The sequence below is a fragment of the Bradyrhizobium neotropicale genome, from assembly GCF_001641695.1.
GTDB classification, from domain to species: domain Bacteria; phylum Pseudomonadota; class Alphaproteobacteria; order Rhizobiales; family Xanthobacteraceae; genus Bradyrhizobium; species Bradyrhizobium neotropicale.
The window spans coordinates 13,844-37,607 of sequence record NZ_LSEF01000102.1 but is presented as its reverse complement, the minus strand read 5'-3'; the positions used below and the strand labels follow the sequence as shown (position 1 = coordinate 37,607).

Here is a 23,764-nt window from a genome sequence, read left to right as displayed (position 1 = left end):
GTTGTGCCCCGTGAAAGCGGGAGATCCAGCGCGCCGCGGCTTCTCCGTATTTATCGATCGCCCGCCCAGTGCGCAATTGCGCACAAGGCGGGCGATGACGTCGAGAATGAGGGACGGCCGCGCCACAAGCTCGTCATTGCGAACCTAGCGAAGCAATCCAGAGTCTTTTCCGCGGTGGCAGCCTGGATTGCTTCGCTGCGCTCGCAATGACGATGTGGTTGCAGGGTGCGCTCACAGAAAGAAAAAGGCCGGGATCGCTCCCGGCCTTTCGCGTTTGATGGCGCTGTGCGCGAGGCTTACTTCGCTTCCGCGCGCTTGGGCGGGGTCGCCGGCCACGACTTGATCAGGGTGTCGTAGTCGACCGTCTCGCCCTTCGGCTTCTCGTTGGCGAGCTTGCGCTGCGGCGCGATGGTGCCGTCCTTCTCGGCCTTCGCGAACCAGTACTCGGCCGACTCCTTCTTGTGCAGCTTCGGACCGCAGGCGCCCTGCACGCCCGACTTCTCCAGACGCTCCATCACGGAGTCCTGGGCGGCCGCGAGTGCGTCCATCGCAGCTTGCGGCGTCTTCGTACCGGACGACGCATCGCCGATGTTCTGCCACCAGAGCTGCGCGAGCTTCGGATAGTCAGGCACGTTGTTGCCGGTCGGGGTCCACTGCACGCGCGCGGGCGAGCGGTAGAACTCGATCAGGCCGCCGAGCTTCGGCGCACGCTCGGTGAACGACTTGTCCCAGATGTCGGATTCACGGATGAACGTGAGACCGACATGGCTCTTCTTCAGCGACACCGTCTTGGAGATGATGAACTGGAGATAGAGCCAGGCTGCCTTGCGGCGATCAGCCGGGGTCGACTTCAGAAGCGTCACGGAGCCGGCGTCCTGGTAGCCGAGCTTCATGCCTTCCTTCCAGTACGAACCGTGCGGCGACGGGGCCATACGCCACTTCGGCGTACCGTCCGCGTTCATCACGGCGATGCCAGGCTTCACCATGTCGGCGGTGAAGGCGGTGTACCAGAAGATCTGCTGGGCGATGTTGCCCTGCGCCGGCACCGGACCTGCCTCCGAGAAGGTCATGCCCTGCGCCTGCGGCGGCGCGTACTTCTTCAGCCAGTCGAGATACTTCGTGATGGCGTAGACCGCGGCGGGACCGTTGGTGTCGCCGCCACGATCGACGCTCGAGCCGACCGGGCGGCAGCCTTCCATGCGGATGCCCCACTCGTCGACCGGCAGACCGTTCGGAATGCCCTTGTCACCGTTGCCGGCCATCGACAGCCAGGCGTCGGTGAACCGCCATCCGAGCGAGGGGTCCTTCTTGCCATAGTCCATATGGCCGTAGACCTTGACGCCGTTGATCTCCTTGATGTCGTTGGTGAAGAACTCGGCGATGTCCTCATAGGCCGACCAGTTCACGGGCACGCCGAGCTCGTAGCCGTACTTGGCCTTGAACTTGGCCTTGTAGTCGGGGTTGGTGAACCAGTCGTAGCGGAACCAGTAGAGGTTCGCGAACTGCTGGTCGGGCAGCTGGTAGAGCTTGCCGTCCGGCGCGGTCGTGAACGACTTGCCGATGAAGTCGTTGACGTCGAGCATGGGATCGGTGACGTCCTTGCCCTCGCCCTTCATGTAGTCGGACAGCACGATGGTCTGGCCGTAGCGGAAGTGCGTGCCGATCAGGTCGGAGTCGTTGATCCAGCCGTCATACACGTTCTTGCCGGACTGCATCTGGGTCTGCAGCTTCTCGACGACGTCACCTTCCTGGATGATGTCGTGCTTGAGCTTGATGCCGGTGAGCTCGGAGAACGCCTTGGCGAGCGTCTGCGACTCGTATTCGTGGGTCGTGATCGTCTCGGAGACGACGTTGATCTCCATGCCCTTGAACGGCTCGGCCGCCTTGGCGAACCACTCCAGCTCCTTCTTCTGGTCGTCCTTCGACAGCGTCGAGGGCTGGAATTCCGCGATCCACTTCTGGATCACGGCGTCGTCGGCGGCGCGAACCGGCGCCGAGACGGCGAACGACACCGCAACGAGGGCGGCGGCGCTGGACATGGTCAGAAAATTGTTCTTGGTCAATGGACCTTTCCTTCTCCTAAACTGTCGCATGTTGTTCCTCCGTTGCAGCGACAAACCTTATACAGGCCCGGGTTGATCCCGGATCTGGCCGTCTCTTCGCGAGCTTCAGACCGTGCGGAAAATGAGCACGGCCGTGACAAGCGAAATTCCACTTGCGAGCCACAGGCTCGAGATTTCGAAGCCGTCCTCGCCGATCGGCAGCGTCGCGATCGCGTCGGTGCCGAGGAAGGCGATCCACAGGAGGTGGATGACGGCGGCCGCGATCAGCGAGACGAACAGGCGGTCGCCGCGCGTGGTCGGGATGCGCAGCACGCCGACGCGCTCGGCCTCGGGATAGACGGCCGCAAGCCAGGTCATCACCGCGAGCGTGCAGGCGAGCGCTATGAAGAAGATCGCCGTCGGCAGCGTCCAGGCCATCCATGCGATGGATTCCATCCTCGCCTCCTCTAGACTCTGCCGAGCGCAAAGCCGCGCGCGATGTAGTTGCGGACGAACCAGATCACGAGCGCGCCCGGAATGATGGTGAGCACGCCGGCCGCCGCGAGCAGTCCCCAATCCATGCCGGCCGCCGACACCGTGCGCGTCATGATCGCCGCGATCGGCTTGGCCTGCACCGAGGTCAGCGTGCGCGCGAGCAGCAGTTCGACCCAGGAGAACATGAAGCAGAAGAAGGCGGCAACGCCGATGCCGCTCGCGATCAGCGGCACCAGGATCTTGATGAAGAAGCGCGGGAAGGAATAGCCGTCGAGGAAGGCGGTCTCGTCGATCTCGCGCGGCACGCCGGAGACGAAGCCTTCCAGGATCCACACCGCGAGCGGCACGTTGAAGATGCAGTGTGCGAGCGCAACGGCCCAAGGCGTATCAAAGAGCCCGATCGCCGAATAGAGGTTGAAGAACGGCAGCGCATAGACCGCGGCCGGCGCCATGCGGTTCGACAGCAGCCAGAAGAACAGATGCTTGTCGCCGAGGAAGCGGTAGCGCGAGAACGCGTAGGCCGCCGGCAGCGCCACCGAGATCGAGATAATGGTGTTGAGGACGACGTATTCGAGCGAGTTGATATAGCCGGAATACCAGCTCTCGTCGGTGAAGATGCGCCTGTAGTGCTGGAGCGTCGGCGTGTGCGGCCACAGCGTCATCGTCGAGACGATCTCGCTGTTGGTCTTGAAGCTCATGTTGACGAGCCAGTAGATCGGCAACAACAGGAAGATCAGGAACAGCGCCATGATGACGCGGCGTCCGGGAATCGAGTGCATCAGGCCACTCCTTCCTTCGGCTTGAGCGCGGGCGCGGGCGCTGGCTGGAGCGCGCCTGCGGGCTTGCGCTCCGCCGCCGGCTCCTCTTCCGCCTGCGCCTTACGCTCGACGCCGGCATTGGTCATGACGGTGTAGAAGACCCAGCAGACGATCAGGATGATCAAATTGTAGACCAGCGACAGCGCCGCCGCCTTGCCGAGATCGAACTGGCCGAGCGCGATCTTGACGAGCTCGATCGACACGAAGGTAGTCGAGTTGCCGGGCCCGCCGCCGGTGACGACGAACGGCTCGGTGTAGATCATGAAAGAGTCCATGAAGCGCAGCAGCACCGCAATCAGGAGCACGCGGTTCATCTTCGGCAGCTGGATCGCCTTGAACACCGCCCAGCGCGAAGCGCCGTCGATCTGCGCGGCCTGGTAATAGGCCTCGGGGATCGACTTCAGGCCGGCGTAGCAGAGCAGCGCAACCAGGCTCGTCCAGTGCCAGACGTCCATCACGATGACGGTGACCCAGGCATCGATATCGTTGGAGACGTAGTTGTACTCGATGCCCATCGCATTGAGCGTATAGCCGAGCAAGCCGATATCGGGCCGGCCGAAGATCTGCCAGATCGTCCCAACCACGTTCCACGGAATCAGGAGCGGCAAAGCGAGGATGACGAGGCAGGCTGCCACCGTCCAGCCCTGGCGCGGCATCGACAGCGCGACGACGATGCCGAGCGGCACCTCGATGGCGAGGATGACGAGCGAGAAGAACAGGTTGCGCCCGAGCGAAGCGAGGAAGCGGCCGCCGAGATCGGTCGAGGGATCGAGCAATTCCTTGAACCAGCCGACACCGTTCCAGAAGAACTGGTTGTTGCCGAAGGTGTCCTGCATCGAATAGTTCACGACCGTCATCAGCGGCAGCACCGCCGAGAAGGCCACCACCAGGAACACCGGCAGCACCAGGAACCAGGCTTTTTGGTTGATGGTCTTGTCCATCAGGCGGCTCCCTCCACCAGAAGGCTGTCGGCATAGACGTGGACGTGCGACGGATCGAACTTCAGGCCGGCGCTGCCATCGCCGCTGGTGAAACCAGCGCGTGCGCGCGCCGCCAACTTGGCGTCGCCGACGCGGACGCGGGCGAAGCGGATACGGCCGAGGTCGTCGATGCGGTCGATCTTCGCCGTGAGCAGGCCCGGCGCCGGCGCGACGACGTCGACGAACTCCGGTCGCACCCCGATCTCGATCTTGGCGCCCGCCGGCAGATTGTCGTAGCTGCGATCGAGCGCGATGACATGGCCGCCGATCCGCGCCTCGCGGCCCCTGACCTCGGCCGGCAGGATGTTCATGCCCGGCGAACCGATGAAATAGCCAACGAAGGTGTGGGCCGGCTTGTCGAACAGCTCGGCCGGCGTGCCGCTCTGCACCACGCGGCCGTCATGCATGACGACCACGGTATCGGCAAAGGTCAGCGCCTCGGTCTGGTCGTGGGTGACGTAGATCATCGTGAGGTCGAGCTCGCGATGCAGCGCCTTCAGCTTGGAGCGAAGCTGCCATTTCAGCTCGGGATCGATGACGGTCAAAGGCTCGTCGAACAGCACGGCGGCGACGTCGGAGCGGACGAGGCCGCGGCCGAGCGAGATCTTCTGCTTGGCGTCGGCCGTGAGCCGCGTCGCCTTGCGGTTCAGATAGGGTTCGAGATCGAGCAGGCGGCCGATCTCGGCGACGCGCTTGTCGATCTCGGCTTTCGGCACGCCTCGGTTCTTCAGCGGAAACGCCAGGTTCTGCCCCACAGTCATGGTGTCGTAGATCACCGGAAACTGGAACACCTGGGCGATGTTGCGCTTCTGGGTTGACAGCGGTGTGATGTCCTTGCCGTCGAACAGGATTTTCCCGCGCGAAGGCGTGATGATGCCGGAGATGACGTTGAGCAGCGTGGTCTTGCCGCAGCCGGACGGCCCAAGCAGCGCATAGGCACCGCCCTGCCGCCAGGTCATGGTCACCGGCTTTAGCGCAAAGCTTTCCGGGGCTGCGTCATTGCCGGTGTAGGAGTGCGCGAGATCGACGAGGTCAATGCGGGCCATCGAGCGCCTCCTTCACGAGATCGGCGCGGCGACCAGGCGGTCGGCCGCATCGAAGACGAAGACGTCGTTGGGATTGAGCACGGCGTCGATGGTCTGGCCGGGCTCGAACTCGTGCACGCCGTGCAGGACCGCAACCCAGTTCAAGCCGTCGCGGGTCAAATGCACGAAACTCTCCGAACCGGTGATCTCCGTCACCGTCACCGTGGCATGGAAGGCGTGGCGGCCGGCCTCACCATTGGCAAGCCCGAGCTGATGCGCGCGAAAGCCGACGCGATAGGCGCCGTCGGCGAGCCCGGCGTAGAGGCCCGAGGCCGGCGACGTGGTGCCGCCGGCATATTGCACGGAGCCGTTCTTCTTCTCGATGCCGACGAGGTTGAGCGGCGGATCGGAGAACACCTGAGCGACCCGCAGGGTCTGCGGCCGGCGGTAGACGTTGGAGGTCTCGCCCATCTGGAGCGCCCGGCCTTCCCACATGCAAACAGTGTTGCCGCCGAGCAGCAGCGCTTCGCTGGGCTCGGTGGTGGCATAGACGAAAATCGCGCCCGAGGCCTCGAAGATGCGCGGCAGTTCGGCGCGCAGCTCCTCGCGCAGCTTGTAGTCGAGATTGGCGAGCGGCTCGTCGAGCAGGACGAGATCGGCGCCCTTCACCAGGGCGCGCGCGATCGCGGTGCGCTGCTGCTGGCCGCCGGAGAGCTGGAGCGGCGTGCGCTTGAGGAACGGCTCGAGCCTGAGCAGTTTTGCGGCCTCCGCCACCCGCTTCTCGATCTCCTCGCGTGGCTTGCCCTGCACGCGCAGCGGCGAAGCAATGTTCTCATAGACCGAGAGCGAGGGGTAGTTGATGAACTGCTGGTAGACCATCGCCACCGAGCGCTGGCGCACGTCGGCGCCGGTGACGTCCTTGCCGTTGACCAGCACCTTGCCCGTGGTCGGCTTGTCGAGGCCGGCGAGCAGCCGCATGATCGAGGTCTTGCCCGACAGCGTCGGCCCGAGCAGCACGTTGAGCGTACCGCTCTCGAGCGTCAGCGAAACGTCGCGGATGTGCGGGATCCCGTCGACGGTCCGGGTCACGTGATCGAGCGTCACGGTCATGAGCGGCCTCCTGCTTCCAGCAGGGGACTTTGCTGCACGGCGTGGGTCCTGATCCAGTCGTCAAGCGCCGCGATCTCGTCGGCACTTAGTCGCAGGCCAAGCTTGGAACGACGCCAGACGATGTCCTCGGCGGTAACCGCCCATTCGTTGGCCATGAGGTAGCGGACCTCGCGCTCGGTCAGCGTCGCGCCAAAAGCCTGGCCGAGATCGGCGGCCGATTTCGCATCGCCAAGCAGCTTGATCGCGCGGGTGCCGTAGGCGCGCGCGAGGCGCCGCGCATGCTCGTGGCTGAGGAACGGATAGCCGCGCTGCAGCTCGGCGATCAGGCCGTCGACGGCCGACACGTCCATGTCGCCGCCAGGCAGCGGCCATTTGCCGGTCCAGCCCTCGCGCGCCTTCGCGCTGCGAAGATAAGGCGCGAGCCGCTCCAGCGCCTCCTCGGCGAGGCGGCGGTAGGTCGTGATCTTGCCGCCATAGATCGACAGCAGGGGCACGCCGCCGGGCGTATCGAGCTCGAACACGTAGTCGCGGGTCGCGGCCTTGGCTTCGTTGGCGCCGTCGTCATAGAGCGGACGCACGCCGGAATACGTCCAGACCACGTCCTCCGGCGTCACCGGCTTGGCCAGATATTCGCTCGCGGCGGTGCAGAGATAGTGGATCTCCTCCGGCGTCGCCTTCACCTTGGACGGATCGCCGTCATAGTCGCGATCGGTGGTGCCGATCAGCGTGAAATCGTCCTGGTAGGGAATGACGAAGATGATGCGACCATCCGCATTCTGGAACATGTAGGCACGGTCGTGATCGTAGAGCTTTTTCACCACGATATGCGAGCCCTGCACCAGGCGCACCTTGGCTTTCGCATTGACGCCGGCGCCGCGGCCCAAGACGTCCTCGACCCAGGGGCCGCCGGCATTGATGAGTGCGCGGGCCTGGATGGATGAGCGTGCGCCGCTCAGCGTATCGACCATGCTCACGGTCCAGATGCCGTCGGACTGGCGGATTTCGGTGGCGCGGGTGCGGGTGCGGATCTCGGCGCCCTTGTCGGCGGCATCGCGCGCATTGAGCACGACGAGGCGGGCATCGTCGACGAAACAGTCGGAATATTCGAACGCGCGGGTATAGCGATTCGGGATCAGCGGGCGGCCGACCTCATCGCGCCTGAGATCGACCGAACGGGTCGCCGGCAGGAGATGACGGCCGCCGATGTGGTCGTAGAGGAAGAGGCCGAGCCGCAGCAGCCAGGCCGGCCGCAGGCCCGCGTGATGCGGCAAAACGAAACGCAGGGGACGGATGATGTGGGGCGCGATGCCCCAGAGGATCTCGCGCTCGATCAGCGCCTCACGGACCAGGCGAAACTCGTAATATTCGAGATAGCGCAGGCCGCCATGTACGAGCTTGGTCGACCAGGACGACGTCCCGCTCGCCAGATCATTCATTTCACACAGGAAAACCGTGTTGCCCCGGCCCACCGCATCGCGCGCGATGCCGCAGCCGTTAACACCGCCTCCGATAATGGCGAGGTCGAAAATACGCTCCAACAGACGCATCCCCCGGCGGCCGCTTGTTCCATCCAGCGGCGACTTTCGTTTTTAATTAGATCACACCGCAAAACGAAAGCAAGACGAAAGAGAAGCGAAAGGAAGCGAAACCGGAACTTTTTTGTGGGCAGTTGGGTGAAGGAGTAGACAGAAGTGCATCCTGCACTGGACCGGGAGACGTCTCGTCTGTGACCTTGTGGCGCGTACCTGGCCTCCATGGTTCGAGACGCGCCGTAAGGCGGCGCTCCTCACCATGAGGGTCTAGGATTTCGCCACGACACGAGATCTCATCCTGACGAGCCCGCCTACAGCGGGCGTCTCGAAGGATGGACCGCGAGGAGAGGCTGCCTGCCACGCTCGCATTCATATGCGATTGCCCTGCCCACCAGGGAGCGTGAAATGGAGCGCTATCTCAGCCTGACCACCGGTGCCGCTTCGGGCGCTGCATCCTGCGCAGGCTCCCCTGCCCCGTCATCGATATCGGCGGTCTTCGGCATCGCCTCCACCACCTCGATGCCCTTGCTGTGGCAGATGGTGGCGAGGCGTTCGGGCAATTCCTGATCGGTGACGAAGGTCTGGATCTGGCTGATATGGGCGATGCGGACCGGCGCGCTGCGGCGAAGCTTCGTCGAGTCCGCGACCAGCATGACGCTGCGGGCGTTGGCGATGATGGCCTGCGCGACCTGGACCTCGCGATAATCGAAGTCGAGCAATGCGCCCTCCTCGTCGATCGCGGAGGCGCCGATGATGGCGTAGTCGACCTTGAACTGGCCGATGAGCTGCGTCGCGGTCGAGCCGACCACGGCGCCGTCGGCACGCCGCACCGTGCCGCCGGCGACCACCACCTCGATGCGCGGATGGCGGTAGAGCAGCATGGCGACGTTGAGATTGTTGGTGATGACGAGGAGATCCTCGTGCGAAGTGAGCGCGCTCGCGACCTCCTCGGTCGTGGTGCCGATGTTGATGAAGAGCGAGCAGCCGTTGGGAATGAGCGATGCGGCCGCCACCCCGATCGCCTTCTTCTCGTCGGCGGCGACGAAGCGCCGCGCCTCATAGGCGAGATTTTCGACGCCGGAGGCAATGATGGCGCCGCCATGGATGCGGGTCAGCGACCGGCGCTCGCAGAGATCGTTGAGATCTTTCCGGATGGTCTGCGCCGACACCTCGAACCGGCGCGCCAGTTCTTCGACCATCACGCGGCCGGAGGCGCGCGCGATGTTGAGGATTTCGGCTTGGCGATGGGTCAATCCGGTCACGGCGATGGCCTCAAATCAATGGATGCATGGTGCGGCGGTTCGCGCGATCGGTCAATGCAAGAGCTGATCACGGTTAACGGACGAGGCTCCTCACCTCGCCATCTTGGCGGCGAGACGCGCGAGCAGCTCCGGATCGTCGAAGGCGCTCGCGGACGCGATGGCGCCGGCGGCGACAAGGTCAGCATGACTGAGGCTGGTGCGTATCCCGATGGTCGGAATGCCGGCAGCCGTGGCCGATTGCACGCCGGAACGGGAATCCTCGAACGCGATCGAGGCCCGCGCGTCGGCATCGACGAAGCGAAGCCCCTCCTGATAGGGCAGCGGATGAGGCTTGCCATGCGCAAGCTCGTCGCCGATCACGATCGCCTTGAATCGCTTGGTGATGCCGAGCCCGGAGAGCAGCAACTCCGCATTGAGGCGCGGCGCGTTGGTGACGGCGACCATGGGAATGCCGGCGGCATCCGCCCGGTCGAGCAGCGCCATCAAACCGGGCAGCGGCTCGATCTGCCCGGCGACGAGTGCACGGAAGACTTCCTCCTTCTCGCCGAGGATCGCGACGCGGCGCTCCGGCGCCTCCTCGATGAGAAAGCGTTCGCCGATCGACGCATTGGAGAAGCCCTGCAGCTCTCTCGAGAAGCGTGCGTGATCGAAGACATGGCCGCGGGGGCCGAGCACCTGGTTGAAGGCCTTCAGGTGCAACGGGTCGGTGTTGGCGAGCGTGCCGTCGATATCGAACAGCAACGCCCTGCCGATAGTCTCGATCATTTCCGTACTTTCCCAAATGCGCGACGTATCGATACGCGAGACGTATCAATACGTCCTCGATCGCGCAATGACGCATGCGCATGACGACGACGTGACACTCGACAAAGTCGCGCGCGGCTGCAACACTCGCGGCAAGATCAAAAAGGAGGAAACGATGATCATCGACCGGCGCGAGCTGTCTCTCTCAAGCCTGGCTCTCTCGACCCTGGCCGTCTCCACCCTCGCCTTCACGGCATCCGGCGCACTTGCGGGTTCGGCGGACGAAGAGGCTGTGGCGAAGAAGGTCGAGGCCTTCCGCCTCGCCCAGATCGCGGCCGATCCCAAGGCGCTCGGCGCGCTCTGCTGGGACGATCTGAGCTACAGCCATTCCAGCGGCAAGGTCGAGGACAAGGCGACCTTCATCGCCAACGCCACTGACGGCAAATCAAAATTCCTGTCGATCGAATACAAGGACCCGACCATCAAGGTCGTCGGCCCCGCCGCGATCGTGCGCTTCCACTGGGTCGCCGAGCAGGAGATGGCGGCCGATGGGAAAAAAGTGCCGACCAACCTTCACATCCTGATGAACTGGCAGAAGCAGGGCGACGACTGGAAGCTGCTGTCGCGCGCCGCCACGAAACTGTGATCAACAACGTCATTCCGGGACGCGCCGAAAGGCGCGGGCCCGGAATCCATTGATCGACATTTTCTGCGGCCCGATGGATTCCGGGTTCGCACTTTGGCGCCCCGGAATGACCAACGGAAAAAATTACGCCGCCTCCTTCACTTCGCCGTTAACGAGCTTGCTTGCGGCGCGCTCGGCTTCGCCGGCGTTGCGAAAGAGTTGGCCTTCCAGGCGGTTGAATTGGTGGGATGAGGCGAAGAAGCAGTAGCCTCCTTGATTGCGAACGACGATACCTGCGGTCTGCGAATTAACTTCGATGATGTAGCTGTCCGTCATGGCCCGTTGTGTCCTGAGTGCGGGCAAATAACGACAGTCCTGCCCAAAGGTTCCTAGGGCAAATCAGCCGTTTTTGTCCCCGAATCGACACGCAATTGAGTACGCCGGGACCTCATCTCTTTTATGACTGGTTCTTGGCGAAGCCGCGACGCGATGACTCAGTGGCGCCGTGATCGCCAACAGCAACGACAGCGAGCATGAGGCACGGCGTCGCGCGCGATTACGTCGCGATCGACGGATCGGTCGAGCGAACCGCTTGCGGACGGCCGTGTTCGTCGATCGAGACGTAGGTAAAGTTGCCGTCGGTGACGAGGAACGGGTGCTCCTCCCCGCGACGAAGCGCCCAGGCTTCGAGATGCACGGTGAGCGAGGTGCGTCCCACACGCACGAGATTGGCGTAGACCGAAACGAGATCGCCGACATAGACCGCTTTACGAAAATTCATCGCCTCGATCGCGACCGTGACGGTACGCGACTTCGCCGCTTTCGACGCGAACACGCCGCCGCCGACGTCCATCTGGCTGAGCAGCCAGCCGCCGAAGATGTCGCCATTGGCGTTGGTGTCGGCGGGCATCGCCAGCGTGCGGATGCAGAGATCGCCGCGCGGCTCGGTGTCGGCCTTTTCGGTCATGTGCCTCTCACTTGAAATTGTCCCAGCCCGGATCGGGCGCGAAGCGGCCGCCGAATCGCTCAGTCAGCGCACGCAAGGTGGATACGATATTTTCCACCCCGCGCGTGCGCGCATAGTTGAGCGGACCGCCGCGGAAGGGCGCGTAGCCGGTACCGAAGATCATGGCGCCGTCGACCGCATCGGCATCGTCGACGATGCCTTCGCGAAGAGCTGCGACGCAGACGTTCGACATCGGCAGCACCAGCCGGTCGATCATCTGGTCGGTGACGCGCGGGCCGGTCTCCGGCAAGGGCGCCTTCTCCGCCTTGCCGTCGCGCCACGCGTAGAAGCCCTTGCCGGTCTTGCGGCCGAGCTCGCCCTTGGCAACCTTCTCGCGCAGCCAGGCCGGCGTCGGCGGCAGGAGATCGCCGAACTTGGTGCGCAGCATGTCGCCGACGTCGATGCAGATGTCGAGCCCGACCTGATCAGCGAGCTCGATCGGCCCCATCGGCATGCCGAACTGTTCGGCCGCGGCATCGATCAGGCGCTGGTCGATCTTCTCGTCCAGCATCACCATCGCCTCCAGCATGTAAGGCGTCAGCGCGCGGTTGACGAGGAAGCCGGGCGAGCTCTTCACTGAAAGCGGCAGGCGGTCGATCACGCCGACGAAGGCGAGCGCCTCCTTCAGAACTTGCGGATCGTTGCCGTCATGGCTGACGACCTCGACCAGTTGCAGCCGTGACACCGGGTTGAAGAAATGCAGGCCGACGAGCCGTTCCGGCCGCGCCAGTCCGTTGCGCAGATCCTGGAGCGGGATGCTCGATGTGTTGGTGGCGAGAATCGCGCCCGGCTTCATCACCGGCTCGAGGCCGGCATAGACCTTCTGCTTGAGCTCGAGCTTTTCCGGCACCGCCTCGATGATGAGATCGGCGTTGCGGACGCCCTCACCGTCCATGTCCGGGATCAGGCGGTCGAGCGCATCGCGCACCTCGGTCGGCTTGCGGATGATCTTGCCGTAGAGCTCGGCGGCGCGCTTGACCGCGCCTGCGATCGGCGCCGCCTTCATGTCGGCGAGCGAGACGCGCAGCCCCTGCCCCGCGCACCAGGCCGCGATGTCGCCGCCCATGGCGCCGGCGCCGATCACGTGGACGTGCTTGACCGTGTTGCCGGAGCCTGCCGCCTTCTTCATCTGCTCGCGCAGGAAGAACACGCGGATCAGGTTCTGCGCCGTCGGCGTCACCATCAGCTTGGCGAAGGAGGCCTGCTCGGCCTTCAGCATCGCGGCCTTGCTGCCGCCATGCGTCTCCCAGAGATCGATCAGCGCGTACGGCGCGGGATAGTGCTCGCGCGAGGCCGCCTTCGCGGCCTCCGAGCGCATGCGCTTGGCAAGCAGCCCGCGCACGGGGCCGAAATTGGCCGCGCGGGTGAGAAGACCCGGCCGGGCCCGCTTCAGCCGGCCGAACAGCGCGTCCTTTACCGCGTTGTGGACGTGCCGCTCCTGCGTCACGGTGTCGACGAGGCCGAGCGATCTGGCGCGGCGCGCATCGATGGTGCGGCCGGTCAGCATCAAGGCCATCGACTGGGTCGGGTTGACCAGCGCGGTGAAGCGTGCGGTGCCGCCGAGGCCAGGATGCAGGCCGAGCATCACCTCCGGGAAGCCGAAGCGCGCGCCATCGATGGCGATGCGCGACTGGCAGGCCAGCGCGACCTCGAGGCCGCCGCCGAGACAGAAGCCATGAATGACCGCAACCGTCGGCAGCCGCAGCGCCTCCAGATGATCGACCACGGCATGCGCGCTGCGGATGCGCGTCTCCACCATGCCGGGATCGGACGCGCCGCGGAATTCGTTGACGTCGGCGCCGGCAATGAAGCCGGACGGCTTGGCCGAGCGGATCACGAGGCCGGCGGGGCACTCGGTTTCGATCGCCGCGAGCACGGCGTCGAACTCCTCCATCACATCCGACGACAGCGTGTTGGCGCTGGCCTCCGCACGGTCGAACAACAGCCAGGCGACGCCGTCGGCATCGCGCGTCAGCTTGAAATGGCGATAGGACCCGTCGGCCGCGGGCTGAGGCCCGAGCGCCAGCACGCGGTCGCCGAGCGCGGTCATGATCTTGGAATCCATGGTCACACCGTTTCGATCAGCATGGCGCCGCCGAGCCCGCCGCCGATGCATTCGGTAGCAACGCCGCGCCGCGTGCCGAGCCGCTTCATGGCGTTGACGAGATGCAGCACGATGCGGTTGCCGGAGGTGCCGACGGGATGGCCGAGCGAGATCGCGCCGCCATCGACATTGAGCTTGTCGCGATCGATCTCGCCCGCCGCGCCGTCGAGCTTGAGGATCTCGCGGCAGAATTTGTCGTCGTTCCAGGCGGCGAGGCAGCCAAGCACCTGCGTGGCGAAAGCCTCGTTGAGCTCCCAGGTCTCGACGTCTTGGATAGTGAGGCTGTTGCGCGACAGCAGCGGCGTCGCCGACATCACGGGGCCGAGCCCCATGATGCTCGGATCGAGCGCGGCCCAGTTGCTGTCGATGATGACCGCCTTCGGTGTCAGCTTGTGCTTCACCACCGCCTCGTCGGAGGCGAGGACCACCCAGGAGGCACCGTCGGTGATCTGCGAGGAATTGCCGGCAGTGACCTGGCCCCAGGGGCGCTCGAATACCGGCCTCAGCTTCGCCAGCGTCTCCGGCGTGGAGTCAGGCCGCACGCCGTCGTCGTGGTCGAAGAACTTGCCGTCACGAGAGAACGCGGTCTCGACCTCGCCCTTGAGGAAGCCTTGCGCCTGCGCATGCGCGAGCCGGCGATGGCTCTCGGCGGCATAGGCATCCGATTGCGCGCGGGTGATGCCAAAGAGATGGCCGACGACCTCTGCGGTCTGGCCCATGTTCAGCTCGGTGATGGGATCGGTCAGCCCGCGCTCGAGGCCAATGATCGGCTTGAGGAAACGCGGCCGCACTTTCAGCGCCGCGGCGATCTTCGCCGCCATGCCCTTCGCGGTGGCGAGGCCTGCGAACCAGCGCACGCCGGAATTGGGCCAGACCAGCGGCGCGTGGCTCAGTGCCTCGGTGCCGCCGGCGAGGATCATGTCGGCATGTCCTTCGCGGATGTAGCGGTACGCCGTGTCGATCGACTGCATGCCGGAGCCGCAATTGATCTGCACGGTGAAGGCGACCATGTCCTCGCCCATGCCGAGCCTGAGCGCCGCGACACGCGCCGGGTTCATCTCGTCCGCGATCACGTTGACGCAGCCGAGGATGAGCTGGTCGAAGGCGGTCGGCGCGAACGGCTGACGCGCCAGCAGCGGCCGGCCGCATTGCACGGCGAGATCGACCGGTGTGAACGGCCCCGGCCCCGAACGCGCCTTGAGAAACGGCGTCCGGTTGCCGTCGACGATGAAAACCGGTCGTGCCATCAGCTCGCCGCCCTCTGTTCACCCAGTTCCTGGAAGAACTGATGCACGTCGCCGGTTTTCTTGTAAATCGGCGACAGCGCCTCCGGCGCAAAATCATCGACCTCGATCACTTTTGTGACGGCTTCGTGAGCCGCCGCAAGCTGCTCACCTTCGGCCTGCGTGATCACGCCCTTGGTGACCGCCTCCTTCCAGTCGCGGATATGCGCGGCGCGCATGCGCTTTGCGATCGCGTCCGCGCCTGCGACCAGCTTGAACGCACGCTCCAGCCGGGCAAAGCCGCTGTCATCATCGACATGGGCCAGATCCGGCGTGAGGCGGTCGCGTGCCGCCGAGGGCTCCAGCACAAGGCTTGCACATTGATGCACGACGCGGTCACTTGGACCGAGCACGCGGGCGCCGAAGGGCTGGACCACGAGCTTGAGGATCACCGCAACGAAGCGGTTCGGCAGGTTGGCGAGAATCTCGGCGAACCTGTTCTCGATGGTTTTGAAGCCGGTCGCCATGCACCATTCGAGCGCGGCGAAATCCTCCTTCTGCCGGCCCTCGTCCTGCCAGCGCTTCAGCGCGGCCGAGAGCAGATAGAGCTCGGAGAGGATGTCGCCGAAGCGCGCCGACAGCATCTCCTTGCGCTTGAGCGCGCCGCCGAGCGTGAGCAGCGCCATGTCGGCGCAGAGCGCGAAGCCCGCCGAATAGCGCGAGAGCTGCCGATAGAACCCCGTCGCCTCGCCCGCATCCGGCGCCGGCGCGAACGCGCCAAAGGTCCAGCTGCGACCGAAGGCGCGGAACAGCGTCTGGAAGCTGTGGCCGACATGCTCCCAGAACGCCTTGTCGAAGGCGGTGAGCCCGCGCTCGCGGTCGGTGTCGGCGAGCGCATTCATCTCGTCGAGCAGATAGGGATGCGCGCGGATCGCGCCCTGCCCGAACACGATGAGATTGCGGGTGAGGATGTTGGCTCCCTCCACCGTGATGCCGACCGGCACGGCGCGATGCAGATTGCCGAGGTAGTTCTGCGGCCCGTCGATCACGGCCTTGCCGCCATGGATGTCCATGGCGTCGTCGACCGCGGTCCGCATCCGCTCGGTCGCGTGCAGCTTCATGATGCCGGAGATGACGGCGGGATGAACGCCGGCATTCAGCGCCGCGCAGGTGAGCCGCCGCGCCGCATCGAGCTGGTAGGCGGTCGCGACGATGCGCGCGAGCGGCTCCTCGACGCCTTCGAACTTGGATATGGAGATGCCGAACTGCTCGCGGATGCGCGCATAACCGCCGGTGGTGCGCGCCGCGAAGGCCGCGCCCGCGGCCGACAGCGACGGCAGCGAGATGCCGCGGCCGGCGGCAAGCGCCGTCATCAACATCTTCCAGCCCTGCCCTAACAGCTCCTTGCCAGCGATGACATAGTCGAGCGGAATGAAGACATCGCGTCCCCGGTTCGGGCCATTCTGGAACACCTGCATCGACGGCAGATGGCGATGGCCGATCTCGACGCCAGGCAAGCTGGTCGGGATCAGCGCCACGGTGATGCCGAGCTCTTCCTGATTGCCCACGAGATGATCGGGATCATAGGCCTTGAAGGCGAGGCCCAGGAGCGTCGCGACGGGACCGAGCGTGATGTAGCGCTTGTGCCAGTTGAGCCTGAGGCCGACGACCTCGCGGCCGTCGAAGATGCCCTTGCAGATGATACCGGTGTCGACCATCGAGGCGGCATCGGAGCCGGCTTCCGGGCTGGTCAGGCCGAAGCAGGGAATGTCGCGGCCGTCGGCAAGCCGCGGCAGCCAGCGCTCCTGCTGCTCCTTGGTGCCGAACCGCATGAGAAGTTCGCCCGGCCCGAGCGAGTTCGGTACCATCACCGTGACGGCGGCCGCGATCGAGCGGGTCGAGATCTTGCGCACCACTTCCGAATGCGCATAAGGCGAGAAGCCGAGGCCGCCGAACTCCTTCGGGATGATCATGCCGAAGAACTTCTCGCGCTTGATGAAATGCCAGACATCGAGCGGCAGGTCGCGCCATTCCCAAAAGATCTTCCACTCGTCGAGCATGGCGCAGAGCTCGTTGACGGGGCCGTCGAGGAAGGCCCGCTCCTCGTCGGTCAGCCTCGCAGGCGCAACGTTCAGCAGTTTCGACCAGTCGGGATTGCCGGTGAAGAGATCGGCGTCCCACCAGACGTCGCCGGCTTCCAGCGCCTCGCGCTCGGTGTCGGACATCGCAGGCAGGGCGCCGCGGGCGAGAGCGAAGATCGGCTTGGTGAGGGTGTCGCGGCGGAAGCTCATGGCAGAACCTCATGGCAAGAACGGAGCGCGCGGATGACTGGCATTTTAGCGGAAAGTGGCCGGCAGAAGTGAACACTTCGCCCGCAAAAAGAAGCGAATTGACGCGGCCGGGCGGCCGCCCAGGGCCATAACGGCCGGGGCGCGGTGGCAGTTCCGGGAGGGGGTAACGGGCGCGCTCGTCCCCTCACCGTCATTCCGGGGCACGCGAAGCGTGAAACCGGAATCCATGTATCCGCGGACGCATGGATTCCGGGCTCGACGCTGACGCGTCGCCCCCGGAATGACGAAAATTGAAAGGGGGAGCGTGACCCGGCTCAGATCAGTCCGGCCGGACCATCTCGAACATGTTTTCCGGCCTGATCTCGAAATAATCGCCGCGGCGGCCGGCGCGGACGATCGGGCGGGCGGCGGCGGTCTGGTAGACGCCGTCCTTGATCATGGCCTTGTCGATGTGGACGGCAACGACCTCACCCAGCGTCAGCCAGGCATCGGCCTCCTTGCCGTCCGCGCCCTTGAGGCGGACGATGTCGGACACCTTGCACTCGAAGGCCACCGGGCTCTCACCGACGCGCGGCACGTTGACCAGCCTGCCCGGGACGGCGGTGAGGCCTGCGATCTTGAACTCGTCGACCTCGGGGGCGACATGCGCCGCGGTCGCGTTCATGTGCTTGGCCAGATCCATGGTGGCGAGATTCCAGACGAACTCGCCGGTCTGCTGGATGTTCTCGACCGAATCCTTCCAGTTGGTGGAGGAGAAGCCGATGATCGGCGGGGTGTAGCAGAACGCGTTGAAGAAGCTGTAGGGCGCGAGATTGACGTGGCCGTTGGCGTCGCGGGAGGAGATCCAGCCGATCGGCCGCGGCGCGATGATGGCGTTGAAGGGATCGTGCTTGAGGCCGTGGCCTTTGGCAGGCTCGTAGAAGTGCAGGTCTTTGTCGGTCACGCTGGTTTTTCCCTGATCGTCATTGCGAGCGCAGCGAAGCAATCCAGAATCCCACCGCGGAGACAGCCTGGATTGCTTCGCTGCGCTCGCAATGACGGAATCTGTTGATCCGCCTTGCCCGCCATCACCCTGGGATGACGGTGAAGCTGCTTATAGGGAAGAAATCCCCGGCCCGTCAGTGGCGGGGGGACAGACCGGCGATGACGAAATCGATCATCTGGTCGATGGTCGGGCCCGGCTTGGTGGCGCACTGGGCGATCATCTGCGGGTGGAAGAACCGTATCATGGCGGTGCAAGCGCACAGCGAGGCCAGCGGCAGGTCGGGCGCCTCGAACTCGCCGGAGGCAACGCCTTGCGCGATCATCTGGCCAATCACCCCGGCAATGCACTCCATATGGGCGACGCAGACGTCCCAGTCCTCCTCCATCGCGATCGCGACCATCTCGTGCAGCTTGTTATCGCCGACATAGCGCTCGGTGTTCATGCGGTGGATGGTGGTGAGCAGCTCGCGGAAGCGCTCCAGCACCGGACCGGGCCTCGCCACGATCCGCTGCGCCTCGAGCTCGACCTCGCCCATCAAGCCCCGCGCCACCGCCTGATGAATCGCCTTCTTCGATTCGAAGAAGCGATAAACATTGGCGGGGCTCATCCTGAGCTCCTTGGCGATGTCCCCGACCGTGGTCTTCTGATACCCGATCTGGCGGAACAGCCGCTCGGCTACCTCGAGAATCCGGTCCCGGGTGTCGCCTTCGATATGTTCCGCAATCAGTGTCATCTATCAGGACTCGTTAGTCGGTACTCTTCATTTATTCAGCCGCCTGAGCAAGCGGAATTGCCGGCTCGGCATCGCTCCCATGCTGCGTCGCAGCGGTCAGCTCGGGGGCGCCCGCCTCGTCCAGGCTCTTGCGGAACCAGAGCGCGTAGAGACCCGGCAGGTACAGGAGGGTCAGGAAGGTTGCAACGAACAATCCGCCCATGATCGTGATCGCCATCGGGCCCCAGAACGCCGAGCGCGACAACGGGATCATGGCGAGGATGGCCGCCAACGCCGTCAGCACCACGGGCCGGGCGCGGCGGACGGTTGCCTCCACGATCGCCTCGCCCCGGGTCAGGCCGTGCGAGACGTCGGTCTCGATCTGGTCGACCAGGATGACGGTGTTGCGCATGATCATGCCCGCGAGCGCGATCAGCCCGAGCAGCGCCACGAAGCCGAACGGCGCGTTGGCGACGTTGAGGCCGAGCGAGGCACCGACGATGCCGAGCGGCGCGGTCAGGAACACCAGGATCAGGCGCGAGAAGCTCTGGAGCTGGATCATCAGCAGCGTCAGCATCACCATGACCATCACCGGGAAGAGGATGAAGATCGAGGCGTTGCCCTTGGCGGATTCCTCGAAGGCGCCACCCGCCTCGATGCGGTAGGCCGGCTCGAGGTTGTCCTTGATCGCCTTCAGCTTCGGCGTGATCTGGTTGGTGACGTCGGGCGCCTGCACGCCGTCGACGACGTCGGAGCGCACGGTGATCGCCATGTCGCGGTTGCGCCGCCACATGATCGGCTCCTCATGCGAGTACTCGATCTTGGCGATCTGCTGCAGCGGCACGGCAACGCCGTTGCGCGAGGTGATGGTCAGGTCGCCGACGCCGCCGAGGTCGAGGCGTTCGGACGGGATCGCACGGGCAACCACGCCGACCTTCTCGATGCCGTCGCGCACGGTGGTGACCTGCGCGCCCGAGATCAGCATCGACAGCGCCTGCGACACGTCCTGTGGCGTCAGGCCCATGGCCCGCGCGCGGTCCTGGTCGACGACGAGCTTGAGGTAGGGCGACTGCTCGTTCCAGTCGAGCTGGACGTCCTTGACGTTCTTGTTCTCCCGCATGACGTCGCGGACCTGATAGGCGATCTCGCGCACCTTGTTGGCGTCGGGGCCGATCACGCGGAACTGCACGGGGAAGCCGACCGGCGGACCGAAGTTGAAGCGGTCGACGCGGACGCGTGCCTCGGTCAGCATGCCGTCGGCGACCGCGTTCTCGATCTTGGCCTTGACGCGCTCGCGTGCCTCGACGCCCTTGGCGACGATGACGATCTCGGCGAAGGCCTCGTTCGGGAGCTGCGGATTGAGGCCGAGCCAGAAGCGCGGCGAGCCCTGGCCGACATAGGCCGTGTAGGTCGCGATGTCCTTGTCGTCCTTGAGCAGCGTCTCGGCCTTGTTCACGGCCTTCTCAGTCACGTTGAAGGCGGTGCCTTCCGGCAGGCGCAGCTGGAGGAACAGCTCGGGGCGCTCCGACAGCGGGAAGAACTGCTGCTGGACGTGGCCGAAGCCGACGATCGAGGCGACGAAAATGCCGACGGTCGCGACCACCACCGTGATGCGGTGATTGACGCACCACTGCACGATCGCGCGCAGGCCGCGGTACATGCGGGTCTCGTAGACCGCGTGCGGATCGTGGTTGTGGTGCAGCTTCATGTCCGGCAGCAGCTTGACGCCGATATAGGGCGTGAAGATCACCGCCACGAACCAGGAAGCGACCAGCGCGATCGCCACGATCCAGAAGATGCTGCCGGCATATTCGCCGACCGCGGAATTGGCAAAGCCGATGGGGAGGAAGCCAGCGGCCGTGACCAGCGTTCCCGTGAGCATCGGAAACGCGGTGGATTCCCAGGCAAAGGACGCAGCGCGCATGCGGTCCCAGCCCTGCTCCATCTTCACCACCATCATCTCGACCGCGATGATGGCGTCGTCCACGAGCAGGCCGAGCGCGATGATCAGCGCGCCGAGCGTGATGCGGTGCAGGTCGAGCGACATCGTGTTCATGACGATGAAGACGATGCCGAGCACCAGCGGCACGGACATCGCGACCACGATGCCGGTGCGCCAGCCGAGCGCGAGGAACGACACGAACAGCACGATAACGAGCGCTTCCATGAAGGAGTGCACGAACTCGCCCACCGCGTGCTCGACCACCTTGGGCTGGTCGGCGATCAGATCGACATTGACGCCCTGCGGCACCGCCTTCATGAATTCGGCGGTCGCCTTCTCGACCTCCTTGCCGAGCTCGAGGATGTTGGCGCCCTTGGCGGTGACGACGCCGATGCCGATCGCGGGCTTGCCTTCCTGGCGCACGACGAAGCTCGGCGGATCGACATAGCCGTGGGTGACGGTCGCGATGTCACCGAGGCGGAAGACACGGCCGTTGCTCTCGACCGGCGTCTCGGCCACCGCCTTGGCGCCGTCAAGCGCACCGGTGACGCGCAGCGGCACGCGCTGTGACGAGGTCTCGACCGTGCCGGCCGGGGTCACGTTGTTCTGCTTGGCGAGCGAGTCGAACAGCGCCTGCGGCGTGATGCCCAGCGTCGCAAGCTTGGCATGCGAGAACTCGACGAAGATGCGTTCGTCCTGGTTGCCGTAGACGTCGACCTTGGTCACGCCGGGCACCTTCAGAAGGCGCTGGCGGAAACCTTCGGAGACCTTCTTGAGCTGCGCGTAGTCGGCGCCGTCGCCGGTCATCATGTAGAGGATGGAATCGACGTCGGAGAACTCGTCATTGACCACGGGCCCGAGGATGCCGGACGGCAACTGGCCCTGCACGTCGACGAGCTTCTTGCGCAGCAGATAGAAGAGATAGGGAACGTCCTTCGGCGGGGTGTTGTCGCGGAAGGTGACCTGGAGCGCGGTGAAGGCGGGCTTGGAGTAGGTCTGCACCTTCTCGAAGTAAGGCAGCTCCTGCAGCTTCTTCTCGATGGGATCGGCGACCTGCGTCTGCATCTCCTGCGCGGTCGCGCCCGGCCAGATCACGGAGACGTTGACCACCTTCACCGTGAAGAACGGATCTTCGGCGCGGCCGAGCTTCTGGTAGGAGAAGAAGCCGGCGGCACCGAGCACGATCATCAGGAACAGGACCAGCGTCGGATGGCTGACGGCCCAGGCCGAAAGATTGAAGCGCTTCATCGCACTCTCCGTAAGACGATCCAATTGCCAAAAACGACAGCTACTTTGTTCAACCCGTCATCGCGAGGCAGCGAAGCAATCCAGGGGGCTGGGCAGGTTCTGGATCGCTTCGCCGCTTCAGCCTTCGCGTAGGGGCCAAGGCCGAAACTCGCCTCGCAACGACGGAACTCTTGTTTTCTGCGCATGATCTATTCGGAAAACCGCTGCACACTTTTCCGGATCATGCGCTACGCGTTAGAACGACAGTGACGACACGATCCGCACCCTCTGGCTCGGATCGAGCTTCTGCACGCCGAGGGCAACGATCTTGGCGCCCTCCGGCACGCCGCCGGTGATGACGACGTCGTTGCTCTCATAGGACTTCACCGCGACCGGCCGCAGCGTGACCGCGCCGTTGTCGTCGACGACATAGAACGAGGGCTTGCCGCCTTCGTTGAACAGCGCCGACAGCGGCAGCCGCGCGACGCGCTCGGTCGCGGCATCCGACAGCGTCAGCGTCGCGGTCATGCCGAGCGCGACCTTGTCGTCGGCTTCGGGCAGCGAGAACTTTGCGAGATAGGTGCGCGTCGCCGGATCGGCGGCGGGCGCGATCTCGCGCAGCTTCGCTGCGTATTTCTTGTTGGGCTCCGACCAAAGAGTGACGCTGGCGACGCCCGACTTGGCGCGTTCGACCAGCGTCTCAGGGATCGCGACGACCGCTTCCTTCTCGGCAAAGCGGGCGACACGGATCGAGGCCTGGCCCGCGGCGACCACCTGGCCGGGCTCGATCAGCGTTGCGGTGACGACGCCACGTGCGTCGGCGTTGAGCGTCGCGTAGGAAAGAGAATTCTTGGTCAGTTCGACCGAACGGACGGCGCGGTCGAGGCGCGCGCGGGCCTCATCGGCAGATGCGCGGCTCTGGTCGAGTTGGGCGTCGGTGGTCCAGCCCTTGGCCTTCAGATCCTTGGCGCGCTGCTCGGCGGCGGCAGCCTGGGCCAGCACGCCGGTTGCGGCGGTCTGCTCGGCGACGGCCTGCTCGGCCTGGAGCTTCAGATCGACCTCGTCGAGGGTCGCGAGCGCCTGGCCGACCTCGACGGTCTGGCCGACCTCGACGAGGCGCTTGGCGACCTTGCCGGCGACGCGGAAGCCAAGGTCGCTCTCGATCCGCGGCCTGACGGTGCCGACGAAGCTGCGCTCCGGCGTTTCGGCCTCATAATGGGCGGGTGCGACGAGAACCGGCCGCGGCGGCTCGGCCTTCTCGGCGACGGTGTCATTGCATCCGGCCAGCGCGACGGCCATCAGGGCCAACGAAGCGCCTGCCAAGAGCTTGGAATAGCTCGACAAAACGGACCGGACGAACATCGGAGACACTCCTGCTTCTGTGTTCCGGAGAAATGTCGACTAATCACTGATAAAAGTCAATAATCGTCAGTCATCAGAAAAGCGTGATCGTTAAGGAATGGTAAGGATGTGAGACCGGCCAAAGAGTTAGCTTGGGTGTGACGTCAGGTCGCGCGAGCTCGAGGGCCGGCGTAGCGACGCTGAAGCGGGTCGCGCCAGGCCATTCTGGGGTGCGAAACTCGCAGGGTGGGCAAAGCGAAGCGTGCCCACCACATCGTCGCCATCGGGGAAAAACGGTGG

General features: G+C 64.9%; 19 protein-coding genes. 1 reads left to right on the top strand and 18 read right to left on the bottom strand.

Annotated features, from left to right (window positions below; genetic code table 11):
• Window positions 1-296: 296 nt before the first annotated feature.
• From AXW67_RS35220 to AXW67_RS35180, 9 genes are all read right to left on the bottom strand, one after another.
• Window positions 297-2,039, bottom strand: coding sequence for an ABC transporter substrate-binding protein (locus AXW67_RS35220; protein ID WP_063681640.1), 1,743 nt, complete (start codon window positions 2,037-2,039; stop codon window positions 297-299).
• A 129-nt stretch (window positions 2,040-2,168) separates the two neighbouring features.
• Complete coding sequence (locus tag AXW67_RS35215) at window positions 2,169-2,498, bottom strand: DUF2160 domain-containing protein (RefSeq protein ID WP_027552953.1); 330 nt, start codon at window positions 2,496-2,498, stop codon at window positions 2,169-2,171.
• Window positions 2,499-2,509: 11 nt separating this feature from the next.
• Window positions 2,510-3,316 (bottom strand): carbohydrate ABC transporter permease, encoded by an 807-nt coding sequence (locus AXW67_RS35210; RefSeq protein WP_027552952.1) that lies wholly within the window; start codon window positions 3,314-3,316, stop codon window positions 2,510-2,512.
• Window positions 3,316-4,296, bottom strand: a complete 981-nt coding sequence (locus AXW67_RS35205) for a carbohydrate ABC transporter permease (RefSeq protein WP_027552951.1) — start codon at window positions 4,294-4,296, stop codon at window positions 3,316-3,318. The genes AXW67_RS35210 and AXW67_RS35205 overlap by 1 nt, the downstream gene beginning before the upstream one ends.
• Window positions 4,296-5,381: an ABC transporter ATP-binding protein gene (locus AXW67_RS35200; RefSeq protein WP_027552950.1), complete on the bottom strand. Its 1,086-nt coding sequence runs from the start codon at window positions 5,379-5,381 to the stop codon at window positions 4,296-4,298. The genes AXW67_RS35205 and AXW67_RS35200 overlap by 1 nt, the downstream gene beginning before the upstream one ends.
• 12 nt (window positions 5,382-5,393) lie before the next feature.
• The gene (locus AXW67_RS35195) at window positions 5,394-6,470 is read right to left on the bottom strand and encodes an ABC transporter ATP-binding protein (protein ID WP_063681608.1); all 1,077 of its coding nucleotides are present in this window, start codon (window positions 6,468-6,470) and stop codon (window positions 5,394-5,396) included.
• Window positions 6,467-8,017, bottom strand: a complete 1,551-nt coding sequence (gene glpD, locus AXW67_RS35190) for a glycerol-3-phosphate dehydrogenase (protein WP_063681607.1) — start codon at window positions 8,015-8,017, stop codon at window positions 6,467-6,469. Before glpD ends, AXW67_RS35195 begins: the two co-directional genes overlap by 4 nt.
• 398 nt (window positions 8,018-8,415) lie before the next feature.
• Window positions 8,416-9,264, bottom strand: coding sequence for a DeoR/GlpR family DNA-binding transcription regulator (locus AXW67_RS35185; RefSeq protein WP_063681606.1), 849 nt, complete (start codon window positions 9,262-9,264; stop codon window positions 8,416-8,418).
• Window positions 9,265-9,354: 90 nt separating this feature from the next.
• Window positions 9,355-10,029 carry an HAD family hydrolase gene (locus tag AXW67_RS35180; protein WP_063681605.1) on the bottom strand — a complete coding sequence of 225 codons (675 nt, stop codon included), beginning with the start codon at window positions 10,027-10,029 and terminating at the stop codon, window positions 9,355-9,357.
• A 154-nt stretch (window positions 10,030-10,183) separates the two neighbouring features.
• Here AXW67_RS35180 and AXW67_RS35175 point away from each other — a divergent pair, with 154 nt between their 5' ends.
• Entirely contained in the window at window positions 10,184-10,654 is a 471-nt protein-coding gene (locus AXW67_RS35175; protein ID WP_063681639.1) for a nuclear transport factor 2 family protein, read from the top strand.
• A gap of 123 nt (window positions 10,655-10,777) precedes the next feature.
• Here the strand turns inward: AXW67_RS35175 and AXW67_RS35170 are convergent, their stop codons facing one another.
• The 9 genes from AXW67_RS35170 to AXW67_RS35130 all read right to left on the bottom strand — a co-directional run bounded on the left by AXW67_RS35170 (window position 10,778) and on the right by AXW67_RS35130 (window position 23,485).
• Complete coding sequence (locus AXW67_RS35170) at window positions 10,778-10,969, bottom strand: hypothetical protein (RefSeq protein ID WP_063681604.1); 192 nt, start codon at window positions 10,967-10,969, stop codon at window positions 10,778-10,780.
• Window positions 10,970-11,189: 220 nt separating this feature from the next.
• On the bottom strand, window positions 11,190-11,600 hold the full coding sequence (locus AXW67_RS35165; protein WP_027552943.1) for an acyl-CoA thioesterase: 411 nt from the start codon (window positions 11,598-11,600) through the stop codon (window positions 11,190-11,192).
• A 7-nt stretch (window positions 11,601-11,607) separates the two neighbouring features.
• Entirely contained in the window at window positions 11,608-13,704 is a 2,097-nt protein-coding gene (locus AXW67_RS35160) for a 3-hydroxyacyl-CoA dehydrogenase NAD-binding domain-containing protein (protein WP_063681603.1), read from the bottom strand.
• Between the two features lie 2 nt (window positions 13,705-13,706).
• On the bottom strand, window positions 13,707-14,990 hold the full coding sequence (locus AXW67_RS35155) for an acetyl-CoA C-acetyltransferase (protein ID WP_063681602.1): 1,284 nt from the start codon (window positions 14,988-14,990) through the stop codon (window positions 13,707-13,709).
• Window positions 14,990-17,257, bottom strand: coding sequence for an acyl-CoA dehydrogenase (locus AXW67_RS35150; RefSeq protein WP_063681601.1), 2,268 nt, complete (start codon window positions 17,255-17,257; stop codon window positions 14,990-14,992). The genes AXW67_RS35155 and AXW67_RS35150 overlap by 1 nt, the downstream gene beginning before the upstream one ends.
• Before the next feature lie 319 nt (window positions 17,258-17,576).
• Window positions 17,577-18,200, bottom strand: coding sequence for a flavin reductase family protein (locus AXW67_RS35145; RefSeq protein ID WP_027552939.1), 624 nt, complete (start codon window positions 18,198-18,200; stop codon window positions 17,577-17,579).
• Between the two features lie 175 nt (window positions 18,201-18,375).
• On the bottom strand, window positions 18,376-18,975 hold the full coding sequence (locus AXW67_RS35140) for a TetR/AcrR family transcriptional regulator (protein WP_027552938.1): 600 nt from the start codon (window positions 18,973-18,975) through the stop codon (window positions 18,376-18,378).
• Between the two features lie 31 nt (window positions 18,976-19,006).
• Window positions 19,007-22,144, bottom strand: a complete 3,138-nt coding sequence (locus tag AXW67_RS35135; RefSeq protein ID WP_063681600.1) for an efflux RND transporter permease subunit — start codon at window positions 22,142-22,144, stop codon at window positions 19,007-19,009.
• Between the two features lie 234 nt (window positions 22,145-22,378).
• The gene (locus AXW67_RS35130; RefSeq protein WP_063681599.1) at window positions 22,379-23,485 is read right to left on the bottom strand and encodes an efflux RND transporter periplasmic adaptor subunit; all 1,107 of its coding nucleotides are present in this window, start codon (window positions 23,483-23,485) and stop codon (window positions 22,379-22,381) included.
• Window positions 23,486-23,764: the final 279 nt, after the last annotated feature.